Raw genomic sequence first — 16,323 nt, 5'->3', positions numbered from 1 at the left:
TCCTTCAATCTCATCTATCATAATGATGGTGAAAATAAAAAAGATTGTAGAAAAACATGAGTTTCTCTACAATCTGAAGCCCTTATGAAAGGGCTTTGTCTTCTTTTCAGCGTGATAGAAAACCTTTGCAGTCTAGGAAGGACGAGCACTGGAGCGGAGCGAATTTGGCATTCGTGAGCACCAGAGCGCAGGACTGACAAAGAATGCGAGGGTTTATCTACACGCTGAAAAGCCCTTATGAAAGGGCTTTGTGTAAAACATTGGACAAACGGGCAAATTCATCGATTGACAATGATTCACCGCGGCGTTTCCCATCAACCTCAGCTGTTACAAGGGCTTCTTCAATGATGGCTTTATGTTTCTTGCCATCTGGCAGATTGTTCATCAAGTTATTCATCAATGTCTTCCGGCGCTGGCCAAAACTCGCACGAATCAGTTGAAAGAAAAACGTATCATTGTCTACTGAGACCGCAGGTGTTTCACGAACAGTTAGTTTGATCACGGCTGAATCCACATTTGGCTGTGGGACGAAAACCGTTTTCGGCACAACCATGACCGTCTTCGCTTCTGTATAAAATTGCACCGCAATCGACAAAGAGTTGTATTCTTTTGATGAAGGAACAGCAGCCATGCGATCTGCTACTTCTTTTTGCAGCATGACAACGATTCCTTTCAATGGAAGGTTTTCTTCAAGCAATTTCATAATAATTGGTGTCGTCACATAGTAAGGAAGGTTTGCTACGACCATTACTTCTTTACAGTCAGCAAACTGTTCTTCAATCACCTTTCTTACATCTGCCTTCAATACGTCTTGATGTATAATGGTGACATTATCGTATGGAGAAAGCGTATCGTTTAAAATCGGCAATAGGCGCTGGTCGATTTCAAAAGCCGTGACTTTCTTTGCCCGTTTAGCGAGCTGTTCAGTCAACGCACCGATACCAGGGCCAATTTCAATCACACCTGTCTCATCCGTAATCTCTGCATGATCGACAATGCGATCTAAAATATTCGTATCAATTAAAAAGTTTTGCCCTAAGCTCTTTTTAAAAGAGAAACCGTACTTCTTCAGTATTTCCTTCGTTCTGATGGGCGTCGCAATATCTTTATTCATCGGCTTCCTCCTGCATGACGGTCTTTAAGGCCGCAATAAAATCCTCTTTCGTTATTTGGAACATGTGAAGACGCTTTTGCAGCTGCTTCGCATTTGTATATCCTATATTTAAAAGCACACCTAATCGTTCGCGGCGGCGTTTTGATGCTTCGCCTCCGATAAGGCCTGCGTCAAATAAATCGTCTAACGTAATCTCGCTTTCTGATTCTTCCATTTCCTCATGGACATGAGCAAGGCATTCTCGAATACTATCCAAGGAAGCATGCTCAACACCAATTCCTTTGTCCCGCTTCGCTTTCGCAAGGTGTTTTGGTAAAAAGGCGTGCTTACAGCCAGGGACAGCCTCTGCGATGGTTTTACGGATCTTTTCCCCAGGGAAATCAGGATCAGTTAAAATGATAACCCCCCTCGTCTCCTGAGCAAGACGCACTTGTTGAATGACTGTATCGCCAATGGCAGATCCATTCGTTTCAATCGTATCTGCATCAACTGCCATCTTTACTCTAGCAGTGTCGTCACGACCCTCCACCACAATGATTTCTTTGATTTTCATGTATTCCTCCGCTTGCAAAAACAATCTACATTTTTTTGTCAAAAAATGAAACCTTCCATGCTGTTTTTGCGTCTAATTAATTAGAAAACAGTGCTTCTATTATAACCAAAAAAACAGAGGGTGCGCAAAGCCCTCTGTTCATATAAATGATTTGATGTGTTTATTTGAGAACTCTAATTTTCACTCGTTTATTTCCCCATTGATAAGCTGCCGACTTACTTGGGACGAACACATCAATTTTATTCCCTTTTATAGCAGATCCAGTGTCTGATGCAACGGCATACCCATAGCCTTCCACATACACTTTAGAGCCCAGCGGAATGACACTCGGGTCAACTGCTATGACCTTTGCACCTGGATTTGCTTTTAAATTAAAGCCTGTAGACGTTCTGCCCGTACATCCAGCACAGCTCGCTGTATAGGCTGTAGACGTCACATAGAACTCTTTTCCTGAAGATTCATTACTTCTTGAAACCGCAGGTGACGCTTTAGGTTCCTTCTTGGACACTTGTGTACCAACGGCCACTAAACGATCCTTACTGTCTTTTGCAGTAACCTCTTTAATTAATTCTTTAGACACCACTTTGCCGTTTTCTTTCACAATGGCATAGTGCTTCTTTAATTTACCTTCTTCACCTTTTTCAAGCACCTTCTCTTTTCCTTTTTCAAGAGATCGATCCTTTTTATGTTTGGTATCAAAAGCAATTTTCTCTTCCACTACATCGGTGACTTTTTCCACCCGAGTGATCTTCACATCTGCGCTTTTTTTAGAAAGGTGACTATGTAACGCAGGTTTGATCTTATCGTGCTTCTTGAGCTTCAGCTCTTGTTGCTTTAAAAAGTCAGCGACCGTAGTCGAAGTGGTCCACACTTTCTTATCCTTTCCTCCATCGTTTAAGCTGACCTGGAAGGCCTGCTGAACCACAAGATCCATATTCTTTTTAATCTTGTCATTCTTTCCTGGAGTTACTTGATCGTGCTTCCCAATATCTATCTTCTCATTCTTCAATAATGCTCCAACCGTCTGATCTGTTGTCCATATCGTTTTCTCTTTCCCATCTAGGGTGAGATGAACCGGTATAGCCGCATCATACACAATGTTCATGTTGTCTTGAATCTTTGTATTTAGACTTGGAGAGATATGATCCTCCGCCTTGGTCCTTATTCCAAGGTCTGAAAGCAGCTGTGCTACTGTCTCTTCATGTGTACGAATTGTCTTCTCTTTACCATTGATTGAAATGGTAATAGACTGCTTAGTGAGCTCATGCGCACCGTAAGCCGTCCCAGTTCCAGCTAAAAGCAAGCAAGCGACTAGAAATAAAACCTTGCCTTTTCCTAGCTTGACAGAAAACAGATTTTTCATTTTTTGTACGATGAAAAACGCCTCCTTCTCCTCGGAGAGATTATATAGAGTATCTCAAAACCTGTCAACCCTTCCACCCACTGTACAAAAATGCTCGATTGTAAACCTATTATGGGAGATTTTTGGAAGGAAGGGAAGAAAGACTTATCGACAACTTATCCTATGAGGAGGCGCAAACGTGTAGAACTTTTTCGTTATGTTTCACAATTGGACAAGCTTAAACAAGGATTGACATCATATACTGTCAGTTTATACGGAAAACTTTTTTCGCATTTTCTGTTGTCAATGCAGCAAGCTCTTCAAAGCTTATTTCTCGCAATTCAGCAATTTGTTCTGCGATATATTTCACATAGCTCGGCTCATTTCGTTTCCCTCTAAATGGCGCTGGAGTTAAATACGGGCAGTCTGTCTCAATCAGAAGACGATCACTTGGAATATCCTTTACAACTTCTTTCGGTTTTTTCGCATTTTTAAATGTCACAGGTCCACCGAATGAGATATAAAAGTTCATTTCCATACACGCTTTTGCAATTTCGAGGCTGCCAGTAAAGCAGTGCATAATTCCTCCGACTTCTGCCGCTCCTTCTTCTTTTAAGATCGTCACTACATCTTCCGTAGCGTCACGGTTATGAATGATAATTGGCAGATTCACTTCTTTCGCAAGAGCAATTTGACGTCTAAAGACTTCTTTTTGCACATCTTTTGGCGACTTGTCCCAATAGTAATCTAGACCCATTTCTCCAATGGCAACAACCTTTTCATGTTGAGATAATTCTTTGATCCAAGCCAAATCTTCATCTGTCATATCAATGGCATCAACAGGATGCCAGCCGATGGCTGCATAAATAAAATCATATGCTTCAATTAGCTCCATCGCTCTCGTAATGGTTGGACGATCAAACCCGACCACCACAATCTTCTCTACCTTTTCACTTTTGGCTCTTTCAATCACCTGCTCTAAGTCTTCATTATATTGTTCAGCATTTAAGTGGGCATGTGTATCAAATAACATGGTTGATTGCTCCTTTCGACAATTCTTCTGAAAAACAAAAGGTGTTCGACGAAATGTTACACGTGGAACACCTTTGTTGAATTATAAAATTTTTGTTCCATTTGCTAGAGATTGATCTACTTCAAGAACCTGCAATTTACCACCAGTTTCTCCAGTTAAAATCATTCCCTGGGAAATTTCCCCTCTTAGTTTAACTGGTGTGAGATTCGCTACGCAGACGAGCTTCTTCCCTACCAATTCTTCTGGTTGATAATGCTTGGCAATCCCTGAGACAATTTGTCTCTTTTCAAATCCAAAATCAAGCTGAAGCTTTAAGAGACGATCAGCTTTTTTCACTGGTGCTGCTTCCAATACTTGTGCTACACGAAGGTCAACTTTCGAAAAATCATCGAAGGCGATTTCGGCACCCAGCTCAGGTAATTCAGTTTCTTCTATTTCAACTGTCTCTTCTTCTACCTTAGGCGCACTTCCCTGCATCTTCTCTTTAATGTATGCCACTTCTTCTTCAACCTCTAAACGAGGGAACAATGGCTCACCTTTTTGTACCGTCGCTTTTTGGATCGCACCGAAAGAAAGAATGCTTTCCCAGCTTTTGAGTTTCTCTTCTTCAATTCCAAGCTGGAAGAAGATTTTCTCAGGTGTTTTTGTTAAGAATGGCGTTAACAACACAGCTGTGATTCGGAGTGATTCTGCTAAATGGTACATCACCGAATGCAGTTCTTTTCGTTTTGTTTCATCCTTTGCTAACACCCATGGAGCTGTTTGATCAATATATTTATTTGTTCTGCTGATTAATGTCCAAACATTTGAAAGAGCCACTGAGAATTCGAGGTTTTCCATCGCTTCTTCATAGGCTTTCACCGTTTGTTCAGCTACAGCTTTTAGTTCCTCATCAAACTCATTGACTGGTCCCTTATAGCTGCTTAATGTACCGTCGAAGTATTTTTGCACCATCGCCACTGTACGATTAAGCAAGTTTCCTAAATCATTGGCAAGGTCATAGTTTACACGTTCCACGAATCCTTCTGGTGTAAACACACCGTCTGCACCAAATGGTACTTCGCGTAGCAGATAATAACGAAGAGCATCAAGACCATAGCGATCAATTAACGTAACAGGATCTACTACGTTCCCTTTTGATTTAGACATTTTTCCATCTTTCATGAGCAGCCAGCCATGTGCAAAAATTTGTTTTGGCAACGGCAGATCAAGTGCCATCAGCATAATTGGCCAGTAAATTGTATGGAATCGTACAATTTCTTTCCCGACTAGGTGTACGTTGGCAGGCCAATATTTTTTATATTTTTCATCTTGATCGGTTCCGTAGCCAATCGCTGTTAAGTAGTTGAATAACGCATCAATCCATACATAGATGACGTGCTTCGGATTATTAGGTACTTTAATGCCCCAATCAAAGGTTGTTCTTGATACAGCTAAATCCTCTAACCCCGGTTTAATGAAGTTATTAATCATTTCATTCTTTCTTGATTCAGGCTGAATGAACGACGGGTTCTTTTCGTAATAGTCTAGTAAGCGATCAGCATACTTACTCATACGGAAGAAATATGATTCCTCTTTAATCAATTCAACAGGGTGTCCACTATCTGGGCTTTTCCCTCCAATGACTTCCCCTTTCTCATTTCGCTCAACATCAACAAGCTGTGTTTCCGTATAGAATGTTTCATCAGGAATACTGTACCATCCCTCATATTGATCTAAATAAATATCTCCTTGATCAAGCAGCTTTTGAAAGACTTGTTCAATGATTTTCGTATGTCTTTTTTCCGTTGTACGAATGAAATCATCGTTGGAAATGTCGAGTTTCTTCCATAATGATTTAATGTCAGCAACGACCGGATCTAAATACTCAATCGGTGTAATATTTTGTTCTTCAGCTTTTTGCTGAATTTTTTGTCCGTGCTCATCTGTACCCGTTAAATACATCACATCATAGCCTTGCAAACGTTTATATCGAGCCATGGCATCCCCTGCCACTGTCGTATAAGCATGTCCAATATGTAATTTTCCGCTCGGATAGTAAATTGGTGTAGTCAGATAAAACGTTTTTTTCTTTTCCGGCATGTCGGAACCTCCTGCTTGTGTGTAAATGTCAAAAACTCCCGCCCAATGGACGAGAGCGGTCATCATACTTCATTAAAATGTGTCAGATCATTTCATTATGTTTTGCACTTGTGCTTTCTCTATGATACCATCTTAGCCTTTAAGATCAAGCATATATACATAGAACAGATTGAAATGAACGAAAAAGATGAGTTTTTCGAAAAAAACGACAAAACGCTCGACATTTTGTCGAATATTGTCGTATGAAATCTATTTCCAGATTTACAATTGGCTAAATTAGGGCAAAAGTCTTGTTAATCTGTTATCGTCATTTTTCATATTTTTATAGATAAATTCTGAAAAATCCTTATACACCGGTAGTTTCAAGGTCCTTTGACTTTAAGAGTCATATTTTACAAACAATAGTAAACAAAATGATTGACGATTTATGGAAACCTTGTTATGCTAGGAATGTAAGGAATTTGTCGAATAATGACGAAGATAATATTATATTAAGAATAAGAACTTTTTGGGAGGAGAATGAAGATGAAATCTACAGGTATTGTACGTAAAGTTGACGAATTAGGACGCGTGGTGATTCCAATCGAGCTTCGCCGTACGTTAGGAATCGCAGAAAAAGACGCTTTGGAAATTTATGTTGATGATGAAAAAATTATCCTAAAAAAATATAAACCAAACATGACTTGCCAAGTAACAGGTGAAGTATCAGACGATAACCTTAAACTTGCTAATGGTAAATTAGTTCTTAGCCGTGAAGGTGCAGAGCAAATCATTAACGAAATCCAAAACCAACTTCAATCACAAAAATAAGTTTTATATAAAAAGGTTCTTGCACCGTTTGCAAGAACCTTTCTTTATTGTTCAATATGATACGCATCATAGATCGTCCGCTTTGGCACACCACGTTCGACCGCAGTACGTTTAATGGCCTCTTTTGACGTTAATCCTTCCTCTATGTAATGGATCACGTGCTCTTTTTCAGATAAAGAGTTCCACCAAGCTTCTTCATTCAGTTCTTCTTCATCCTGATCATTTCCTTGTACGACGAGACAGAACTCACCACGGATTTGTTGTTCTGTCACCCAAGTCAGCGCGTATTCTAAATCTCCACGAATAAACTCTTCAAATTTCTTTGTCAGTTCTCTCGTAATGGCAATATTCCGGTTCCCCCACACTTCTTTCATCACAGTCAGCGTTTCTTTTAACCGATGGGGCGCTTCATAGAAAATAATTGTTTCTTGGCGTTTCTTCAATGCTTCCAACTGTTTTTTCTTTTCCTTTTTTTGACGATCAAGAAAACCGTAAAAGAAAAATGGCTGTGGTGCGATTCCTGACGCAATAAGCGCCGTAAGTGCTGCGTTTGCACCAGGTAACGGAATGACATAGCCTCCGATGTTCGTAAAGTCTCGAACCACTTCGGCACCTGGATCAGAGATCGTCGGTAAACCGGCATCGCTCACGAGTGCAATATTCTTCCCTTCTTTTAACCATTCGATTAACTTGTGCCCACTGCTATCTTTGTTATGTTCATGATAACTCGTTAATGGGGTATCAATTTCATAGACATGACAAAGCTTTTTCGTTTGTCTCGTATCTTCTGCGGCAATATAGTCTACATCTTTTAACGTTTGTATCGCTCGAAATGTCATATCTTCTAAGTTTCCAATCGGGGTTGGTACGAGATAAAGAATACCCATTTCTGATTGACCATCAAAGCTTTTCTGTGTCTTTTTCATGTGCCGCCTCCTTTTTGATTCGCTTTTCTTCTATATACATGTCCTTTTTTCGACGTGTCCACGTTTTGAAACGATATTCCTGTTGCATGGCTTCTCTTTTGGTTAAAAAGCATTCATGGTAATAGAGTTCCACCGGCCGTCTAGCTCTCGTATACTTTGCACCCTTCCCACTATTATGGGCAGTCAGCCTTTTTTGTAAGTCATTTGTATACCCAGCGTATAAACTGCCATCTGCACATTTCAATACATAGAAATAATGACTATGCTTCTCCATACAGTATCGTCCTGATTTCTTTTGTATACTCTTGGTCTTCTCCATAAACAAAAAGCGGCGGGAGGATTTTCAAATCCGGCTTTCCATCTTTCATCCCTTCCACTAAAATGGTATTCGCTTCTTTTCCTTGTTTCGGATATACAAATTGAATTCGTTTTGGCTCAATTCGGTATTTCTTCATCATTTCAACAATCTCAAGCAGCCGTCCAGGGCGGTGAACCATTGCCAGTTTGCCTCCTTGCTTTAGCAAAGTGGAAGAAACACGAATGACATCTTCTAATGTACAATGAATCTCATGACGTGCAATCGCCAAATACTCATTTTCATTGATTTCATCTTTAGAAGGAGTCTTAAAATATGGCGGATTACAAGTAATCACGTCTACTTTGTGGTTTCCGTACCGTTTAGGCATATCATTTAAATCACCATGGATGAGCTCAATCTGCTGCTCCAGTTGATTATGCGCCACACTTCTCTTTGCCATATCAAACAGGCGTTCTTGAATTTCAACCCCTGTAATAGAGGCTTTAGATCTCGTCGAAAGCAGCAATGGAACAATGCCATTTCCCGTACAAAGATCAATAATCTCCCCTTTTTGAATCGGCACATACGCAAATTTTGCTAATAACACTGCATCCAATGAAAAGGCGAACACCGTTTTACTTTGAATAATTTTCATATCTTCTGCAAGCAAGTAGTCTAAACGTTCATCTTCTCTTAACAAAACCATGATGTATCCTTTCTTTTCCTGTGAAAAAGGCTCCCGATTCAGCGGAAGCCTTTTCTCATTTTTTATTTAAAAATGACAGACAGAACAAACAGTCTCCCTCTTTCCGAATGCTCCCATAATGTACATTACAAATATGGAAGCCCTCCTGATATAAACGAGCGAGGTTATCATGACCTTCTCCTATATCAGAATGACTTGGCTTCTGGGCAGAATCATGCTCTGCCTCAGACGATTTATCTCGATCGGATTGATCCAGACGTTCACGCAAGTGCTGATTCTCCATCTGCAGCTGATGATTTTCTTCAATCACTTCACCGATATGATTTTTCAAATCACCTAGCTGGCGATAAAGAGAACCGATTTGTTCTTCTAAATTAATCACCGTATCAAATAGTTCCTTTTTATCCAAGGTGGCACACCTCGTTACTCAGTTGTTTGTGCAGATACAACGCCTTCTTGTAATAATTCTTCCCAAGTATATTCTATCACTTTTTCTTGCCCGGTTAATTCAACTTGCAAAATTCGTTCTAAAATATTAAGCCCTACTACCTTTGCAGAGCCATTAGACGTCTGAATCGTTTCACCGATGTCCGGTAATTGTTCTTTTGCTGTTTCGTACTCATCATTCTCATATTTCAAGCAGCACATTAAACGGCCGCAAAGCCCTGAAATTTTGGTAGGGTTTAACGAGAGGTTTTGATCTTTTGCCATTTTAATGGACACAGGTTCAAAATCTCCTAAGAAAGTTGAACAGCAAAGCATACGTCCACACGGACCAATGCCGCCTAGCATTTTTGCCTCGTCTCTTACACCGATTTGACGAAGTTCAATTCTCGTCTTAAAAATAGATGCAAGATCCTTGACCAGCTCACGGAAATCTACTCTGCCATCCGCTGTAAAATAGAAGATGACCTTGTTGCGGTCGAATGTAAATTCGACATCGACCAGCTTCATTTCCAGGCCGTGTTCACTTACTTTCTGAAGACATGTGTCAAAGGCTGCCATCGCTGCTTCTTTGTTCTCCTCAACGATGAGCCGGTCTCGTTCGTCTGCGACGCGAATCACCTTACGCAAAGGGAGAACCACATCGTGTTCATCTACTTTTTTATTGGCGATGACCACTTGCCCGTACTCAACACCTCTGACTGTTTCTACAATGACACAACTATCATTTTCTATATGAAATCCATTAGGATCGAAATAATAGATTTTGCCCGCTTTTTTAAAGCGAACACCAATTACGTTGTACAAGCTTATCCCTCCTGCAACATCAACACCAATTGCTCCATTAGCCCTTGGGCATTCACGTTGGATTGAAGTCTCTTTTTCGCTTCTAATACAGCAAGGATCTGATTCGTCACCATCTGCTGTGTGGAATGCAGCGCGTGCTGCTTCATTGTCTGGAATAAGTCTTGATAAATGACTTTATCTTCATTTCCTATTTGAATCGACAATACATCACGATATATAAATAAAAGCATATCAAGACCAGTTTCTTGAAGGTCTTTCTCTTTGAAAAAAGGCATCCATTGATCTTGTATATAAAAAAATGCATGTTCTTTTCGCTGGTGTAAGACTTCATACAATTTTATCACTTTCGCTCTAGACTCTGCAAACTGATCATTTCGACTTAATTCGAGTGCTTCTGCTAAATTATTGGTTAAATTCGACAAAAGCCTTGCGAGATCCTGAGACACGCCTTCTTGTAAAAGCTGCTGCTCCAAAGATTGCGGCTGTAACGGCTGAAAGCTAAGCATCTGACATCTTGAAATAATCGTATCCAGCATTTTATGCGATTGTTCAGTGATTAAAACTGCCATCGTTTCCCGGTTGGGCTCCTCTAGGAACTTTAATAAACTGTTCGCAGCATTGACCGTCATTTTGTCCGCATGGAGAATGATATACATTTTCCGATGCGATTCTACTCCTGCTTTTGTAAATTCCTCCTGCAAAGCCTGCACTTGCGCCTTCTTAATTGATTGACCGTCAGGCTGCACTAGATGTAAATCTGGATGGTTGCCAGACTGAATTCTTTTGCAGTTTTGACAGGACTCGCATGGTTTCACTCCTGCTTCCAAACAAAAAAAGCTCTTCGCTAAAAGCATCGCAGCATCTAGCTTTCCTGTCCCTTTTTTTCCTTCAAATAAATAAGCATGAGCCAGTCGGTCTTTATCAATACTATTAAAAATCAGCCGCATGACGCGCGGCTGTAACTCATTCATGTCATCCCAGCTAATTGCCATGTTATCACTCTCTATGTGTAAAGGTTAATCAATAAACCTTTTATTTCTCCAATACGTTCAAGCAAATCAATCGAGGGTTTCTCTTGATTCATCATATCCTCTGTTAACTCAATCAGCTTTTCATCTAATGCTTTGACTAAAGCGAGTGTTCGCGTGTTGCCATAAATGTCAAAGCTCCTTGATGTCTCTATATTTAATCCATTATCGACTGTTTCTTTTACAAAGCGTTTCACAAGTCCTTTAAACCTAGCCAAATCTTTAAGGTTTCGTGACTTTGTCAGTTTCTTGCCGAAGACTTCGATATCGCTCAGCATGACTGTCAGCTGCTCTAAACGCATTTTACCACTTTGTGTCTCCATCGATGATTTAAACGATGCTGAAGTTTGGCTTCCTTTCATCGCTTGAAGTTCACGCTTTTCTAAAAGCAGCCGCATATCTTGATTAATTTTCACAGCAACCCATCCTTAAAATTGATGAAATTGTTCAACTGGCAGAATAAAGACGGTAGCTCCACCAACTTCAACCTCAACAGGGTATGGTACATATGAATCTGCATTTCCACCCATTGGTGATACAGGCGCGATCATTTGATCACGTTTACGGCAATTTTCCTTGATTAGCTGTAACGCTTTATCCACTCGGACATCATCGCAACCAATGATAAAAGTCGTATTCCCAGACTTTAGAAATCCACCAGTCGAAGCTAATTTTGTCACGCCGAATTGATGTTCGGTCAATATTTTCAATAACTTGCTGCTATCTTGATCCTGTACAACGGCAACAATTAATTTCATTTGAATGGCCTCCTTCATTTTAGGCACAGGTGACATGCCGATGTCTTCCTCTATATTATAACAACGATTGGGAATGAGGTCATATTTGATTTTTCTTTAATGTGTCCTGAATCAGCTGAAACACTTCATTAAAGACATCCTGAACAGGCTGAGACGCATCTACTACACGGAATCGTTCTGGTGATTGCGCAATCAGCAGCTCATATCCTTCTCTGACCATTTGATGAAATTTCAGTGTTTCCATGTCTAATCGATTTTTTTCTCTTCCTTGATTGGCATCAATTCGCTTTAGACCTTCCTCTGGTGTAATGGAAAAGTAAATGGTCATTTGCGGCATCGTGCCATCAATGGCAAAATCATTAATGGACTTGACTTCTTCAATCCCAAGCCCTCTCGCATAGCCCTGATAAGCAAGGGAGCTGTCGACAAAACGATCACATAAAACAGTTTCCCCCCGCTTCAATGCCGGTTCTACTTTTTCAGCCAAATGCTGCCTTCTAGCTGCTGCATAAAGCAGTGCCTCTGTTTTTGCGTCCATTTTTGTATTTTTTTCATTTAAAATCACTTCACGAATTTGCTCTGCAATGTCAATGCCTCCGGGCTCACGTGTCGCCATCACTGCATAGCCTTGACGTTCCATTTCTTCGTACACTTTTCGAATCACTGTCGTTTTTCCAGCACCCTCTGGCCCTTCAAACGTAATAAACATACCGCTCATAGTGTCTCCTCTTCTATATAAACATATAATTTTCTCTGGTGAATCACCTGACTTGCTTGCACATGAACTTGATGCCCAAGCAAACGGCTTAACGTCGCAATTTGATCTGATTCAATCGGTTCTCCTTTGATCATCAAAGGAATGCCAGGCGGATAGGGAATGACCGATTCTGCACTAATCCGGCCAGCTGCTTTTTCGAATGGAACAGCTTCTACATCTCGCTTTTGCTGATCGTGCTCTAAGAAGAGCGATCCCGTTTGAGGCTCTTTTTTTATAAGCAATGAATCACTTTGCTGAAGAGCCTGCTCTATAGCTGTAAAAGGAACGTCCTTTGTCTGTCCTAGACCAAAAACAAGTAACACTTGATGTTCATCCGCTAGCTCTGGGTGAACCTCCACCGACTCAAGCACCTTTTTGAGTTCATAGCCTGTCAGCCCTTTTGTTGAACGAATGACACATTTTAATGGATCCATAGGTAAAGAGTCAGACTCAACCACTTCGAGATTGGAGATCATATTGAACTGTGCTTTCAGCTTTGCCAAGTCTCTCATGATTTCATCCATTAACCCTTTTCCCTTCAACTCCTCCACATAAGCTCTCGCCACATCTAACGAAGCCATAATTGGATAGGAAGGTGAACTGCTTTGAAGCATCGTTAATAACGTCTTTATCCGCTTCACATCCATTCGGTCTCCTTGAATATGGAGATAAGACCCCATCGTCATTGCCGGAAGGGTTTTATGTGCTGATTGTACCACCACGTCTGCTCCATAGGAAAGGGCAGATGGAGGAAAGGCACCGCCTAATACAAAATGAGCACCATGTGCCTCATCAACTAATACAATGATGCCAGCTTCATGACACATTTGAATGAGCCCTGATAAATCAGCTGCATGTCCGTAGTAGTTCGGATATGTCAAAACGATTGCCCGGCAGTTGGGATGTGTCGCCATAGCTTGTTTGACTGTTTCCTCCGTCACATGGGTTGGGACGTGCAAGTACGGATCACTCTCAGTTTCTAACATAATAGGCGTCGCTCCCGCAAGCTCAATCGCATGGAACACAGACTTATGACAATTTCGCTGAACGAAAATGCCCTCCCCAGCCTGACACGCAGACATCACCATTGCCAAATTGCCAACGGTTGTGCCATTCACAAGGAAAAAACTTTGTTTAGCTCCATATAGCTTGGCCAATAAATCCTCTGCCTCTTGAATCACCCCAGTCGGATGGTGAAGATCATCTAGACCTTCAAGTTCTGTCACATCCAGCTGAAGAATGGATGCATAATAGGACCGTGCCTCATCAAAAAAGACATCTCCATTGTGATGTCCCGGAACGTGAAAAGAATAGGGCTTCTTTTCCGCATGTTGTGATAATGCTGTATATAAAGGTGTTTTCAAACAAATCGACCCTTTTCACTTAAACGATATCTTATATCTATTATAACGTTCAAACAAGTGAACTGAAAGATGGATTCTCATTCCTTTATTGGTTTATGATTCACCAGCTTTTGCTCTGCCTCATGCATGCTACTTTTTAATTGAGCTCGTTCTTGGCTCCCATGTTCTTTTACCTGCAACGTTTCCTGCAATGTTTCGGCCAATTGGCGCTGAACCTTTTTCAACGTATCTATAGGCGTTAAGGATGCATCTTCAAGCAGCTGTCCTTGCTGCTTCGATACCTGTTCATATGTTTGCTGGATACGCTGCTCAAGCGCTGAATTGGCTCGCTGCTGAATATGATTGAACGCAATCGACATTTGGTTGATCCATAAAGGAATTGATGCGGAAACAGTTGATTGAATATGATTGGCTAAAGTATGGTTTGTATGCTGAATCATTCGAATTTGGGCATTACATTGCAGTGCGATTTGACGGCTCAACAACAAATCATACTTCCGTTCTTTTAATCTCTCCACATATTCTTCTTCATCGACTTCCCGACTCATCAATTGTTCCTCTAATCTCCGATCATGTGAATGTGATTCTGTTAGGGCATGTTGCTCTAACAGAATCAATTTTGCTTCAACTGCTGCAACCTGTAACGTCATCTCTTGAAAGTATGATTGATTTTCTTCAAATAAACGCTCTAATAACTTATGGTCCGAAATTAGCACGCCTCTTGCATAACGAAGCCTTGCTGACAATCTTTCTATCTGTGCTTCCGCTTGTTTAAAACGAGATATGATCTCCTGAGTCGAACGCTTTTCTCGCTGAAACAACCTTGAAAAAAAGCCTCGCTTCTTTGGCAATAAATCCTCTGGCTCCACTAAATGCAGTTGCTGTAAAAAGGACTCGAGAACATCTCCGATTTGCTCAATATCTTTTTTTTCCACATATTGCATCATTTGTTTTGATTGTTCTAACAATCGTTCCTGCACACGTGTGCCATAGAAAAGCAGTTTTTGTGGATGGTCAGGAATCTTCTCAGCTCGCTGTAGCGCCTCCTGCTTTTCCTCATCAGATAAGGTATCAAACACCCGAAACGGAAGATCTGTAGTAGATGGGGCTGGTGGTATGACTGGATCTTCTGGTTTCATCGAGTTTGACTCCTTTCATATCTATTTTTTAATCATTTTATCGGCCACTTCAAGTTCAATATGAAGTGCTTCTATATCTCTTCCTAAAACTTGCTGTAAATCATTCGTTAATTGCTTTTGCAGTTCAGTCAGCGTGACTCGAGTTTGGCTTAATGTCATTTCAAGTTCATGGCTACGATTCGGCTGATTATACAGCAGTGCATATTTCTCAGTTAATTCAACAACAGAATCCAAACTCTCAAAATAAAACCGCTGTGCATCATAAAACCGGTTCGGTTCCTTTTTTGTTATCGTATAGATGCGTCGTGCAAGCCGAAGAATTTCATAATTATGCTTGATCGTCTGTACGTTCTTCACAGCAAATAAAGCTTTCTTCAAACGAACCAGCTTTTGCCCAGCTTCTTTTAAGTGCTGTTTAATATATACATAATCACTACGAGACAGTCCGTGTTTCTTCAAAAACAACTGGAAGGCAGCCCATCGGCTTCCTGCAAACATCACACCCCACCCAATCATCGCATACAGTATCGACAATCCAACATGATGATGGAAAACACCAATACTGACAGTTAAAATCACCAGCGAAAAAAGAGTAGAGAGAACGGCCCATACAAATGTGTAAAAAATTGATTTCATGTTCATCGACTCCTATGAATAATCAGGCTCTCTGTTTATCTTATTATTTATTACGGTTGATGTCCAAACTAAGTTCCAAAAAACAGGCCCAATCCCCGATTGCCCATAAAAAAAGACCATCTAATGGTCTATGAATACAAAGGCGGCGTATGAAGATTTTTAAGCTTTCTTACATAATCAGCATAACTAGGATCCGAGGTTGATGTAGAAATTAACTTCTGTTCACAATCTCGGCATAAAAACTGATGATATAAATAAATTCCCTTTGTTTTTTTCTCTTCACAAATCAAACAAATTGCTTCTCGCTCTTTTTTGCTCATTGTGACACCTCCACTTATAGCTTCAGTATGCCCTAGCGCTTTCAATTGTATACAAAATTAAGAATGTTTTAGATGATAGTTTAGTATATGTATCCATGCCAGATCGAGTGTTTGTTCCTTTTTTAAAATACAAAAAAGACCAGTTCCGACTGGAACTGATCCTTTGAAAAGCTTGGCGGCGTCCTACTCTCACAGGGGGAAACCCC

19 protein-coding genes are annotated in these 16,323 nt (G+C 40.6%); 1 reads left to right on the top strand and 18 read right to left on the bottom strand.

The genetic code is table 11. From position 1 onward, the window contains the following. Positions 1-235: 235 nt before the first annotated feature. The 5 genes from rsmA to metG form a co-directional block, all read right to left on the bottom strand. Complete coding sequence (rsmA, locus tag FXF70_RS18880) at positions 236-1,114, bottom strand: 16S rRNA (adenine(1518)-N(6)/adenine(1519)-N(6))-dimethyltransferase RsmA (protein ID WP_008341873.1); 879 nt, start codon at positions 1,112-1,114, stop codon at positions 236-238. Beyond that, complete coding sequence (gene rnmV, locus FXF70_RS18875; protein WP_008341876.1) at positions 1,107-1,667, bottom strand: ribonuclease M5; 561 nt, start codon at positions 1,665-1,667, stop codon at positions 1,107-1,109. The genes rsmA and rnmV overlap by 8 nt, the downstream gene beginning before the upstream one ends. 160 nt (positions 1,668-1,827) lie before the next feature. After that, on the bottom strand, positions 1,828-3,030 hold the full coding sequence (locus tag FXF70_RS18870) for a resuscitation-promoting factor (RefSeq protein ID WP_008341879.1): 1,203 nt from the start codon (positions 3,028-3,030) through the stop codon (positions 1,828-1,830). Between the two features lie 244 nt (positions 3,031-3,274). Beyond that, positions 3,275-4,042 (bottom strand): TatD family hydrolase, encoded by a 768-nt coding sequence (locus FXF70_RS18865; RefSeq protein ID WP_135227186.1) that lies wholly within the window; start codon positions 4,040-4,042, stop codon positions 3,275-3,277. A gap of 81 nt (positions 4,043-4,123) precedes the next feature. Beyond that, positions 4,124-6,124, bottom strand: coding sequence for a methionine--tRNA ligase (gene metG / locus FXF70_RS18860; RefSeq protein ID WP_008341884.1), 2,001 nt, complete (start codon positions 6,122-6,124; stop codon positions 4,124-4,126). Positions 6,125-6,643: 519 nt separating this feature from the next. On the opposite strand from metG, the gene FXF70_RS18855 reads away from it, so the two are divergent. Next, positions 6,644-6,934 (top strand): transition state genes transcriptional regulator AbrB, encoded by a 291-nt coding sequence (locus tag FXF70_RS18855; protein WP_087975202.1) that lies wholly within the window; start codon positions 6,644-6,646, stop codon positions 6,932-6,934. A gap of 44 nt (positions 6,935-6,978) precedes the next feature. On the opposite strand, the gene rsmI is transcribed toward FXF70_RS18855, so the two are convergent. The 13 genes from rsmI to FXF70_RS18790 all read right to left on the bottom strand — a co-directional run bounded on the left by rsmI (position 6,979) and on the right by FXF70_RS18790 (position 16,117). Next, entirely contained in the window at positions 6,979-7,860 is an 882-nt protein-coding gene (gene rsmI, locus FXF70_RS18850; protein ID WP_008341890.1) for a 16S rRNA (cytidine(1402)-2'-O)-methyltransferase, read from the bottom strand. Further along, entirely contained in the window at positions 7,835-8,134 is a 300-nt protein-coding gene (locus FXF70_RS18845) for a GIY-YIG nuclease family protein (RefSeq protein WP_019744059.1), read from the bottom strand. The genes rsmI and FXF70_RS18845 overlap by 26 nt, the downstream gene beginning before the upstream one ends. Then, the gene (locus FXF70_RS18840) at positions 8,121-8,864 is read right to left on the bottom strand and encodes a tRNA1(Val) (adenine(37)-N6)-methyltransferase (protein ID WP_148780895.1); all 744 of its coding nucleotides are present in this window, start codon (positions 8,862-8,864) and stop codon (positions 8,121-8,123) included. Before FXF70_RS18840 ends, FXF70_RS18845 begins: the two co-directional genes overlap by 14 nt. Before the next feature lie 55 nt (positions 8,865-8,919). Further along, positions 8,920-9,273 (bottom strand): DNA replication initiation control protein YabA, encoded by a 354-nt coding sequence (yabA, locus tag FXF70_RS18835; RefSeq protein WP_007496228.1) that lies wholly within the window; start codon positions 9,271-9,273, stop codon positions 8,920-8,922. A gap of 14 nt (positions 9,274-9,287) precedes the next feature. Continuing rightward, a complete protein-coding gene (ricT, locus tag FXF70_RS18830; RefSeq protein ID WP_007496230.1) occupies positions 9,288-10,115 on the bottom strand; it encodes a competence/sporulation regulator complex protein RicT in 828 nt (275 codons plus the stop codon). Positions 10,116-10,117: 2 nt separating this feature from the next. Continuing rightward, positions 10,118-11,107: a DNA polymerase III subunit delta' gene (gene holB, locus FXF70_RS18825; protein WP_007496231.1), complete on the bottom strand. Its 990-nt coding sequence runs from the start codon at positions 11,105-11,107 to the stop codon at positions 10,118-10,120. 11 nt (positions 11,108-11,118) lie between these two features. Next, positions 11,119-11,559, bottom strand: coding sequence for a YaaR family protein (locus tag FXF70_RS18820; RefSeq protein WP_008341898.1), 441 nt, complete (start codon positions 11,557-11,559; stop codon positions 11,119-11,121). Between the two features lie 12 nt (positions 11,560-11,571). After that, entirely contained in the window at positions 11,572-11,901 is a 330-nt protein-coding gene (locus FXF70_RS18815) for a cyclic-di-AMP receptor (protein WP_012008640.1), read from the bottom strand. A gap of 79 nt (positions 11,902-11,980) precedes the next feature. After that, positions 11,981-12,619, bottom strand: a complete 639-nt coding sequence (gene tmk, locus FXF70_RS18810) for a dTMP kinase (RefSeq protein WP_008341901.1) — start codon at positions 12,617-12,619, stop codon at positions 11,981-11,983. Beyond that, a complete protein-coding gene (locus tag FXF70_RS18805) occupies positions 12,616-14,022 on the bottom strand; it encodes an aminotransferase class I/II-fold pyridoxal phosphate-dependent enzyme (RefSeq protein WP_148780894.1) in 1,407 nt (468 codons plus the stop codon). The genes tmk and FXF70_RS18805 overlap by 4 nt, the downstream gene beginning before the upstream one ends. A 77-nt stretch (positions 14,023-14,099) precedes the next feature. Next, positions 14,100-15,161, bottom strand: a complete 1,062-nt coding sequence (locus FXF70_RS18800) for a toxic anion resistance protein (protein ID WP_148780893.1) — start codon at positions 15,159-15,161, stop codon at positions 14,100-14,102. A 21-nt stretch (positions 15,162-15,182) separates the two neighbouring features. After that, complete coding sequence (locus tag FXF70_RS18795; protein WP_017359333.1) at positions 15,183-15,797, bottom strand: 5-bromo-4-chloroindolyl phosphate hydrolysis family protein; 615 nt, start codon at positions 15,795-15,797, stop codon at positions 15,183-15,185. Positions 15,798-15,925: 128 nt separating this feature from the next. Then, entirely contained in the window at positions 15,926-16,117 is a 192-nt protein-coding gene (locus FXF70_RS18790) for a sigma factor G inhibitor Gin (protein ID WP_060831988.1), read from the bottom strand. Between the last annotated feature and the right edge of the window lie 206 nt (positions 16,118-16,323).

It is taken from the genome of Bacillus sp. Y3, assembly GCF_008123875.1.
Lineage (GTDB): Bacteria > Bacillota > Bacilli > Bacillales > Bacillaceae > Bacillus > Bacillus altitudinis.
This window is presented reverse-complemented; position numbering and strand designations above follow the sequence as displayed.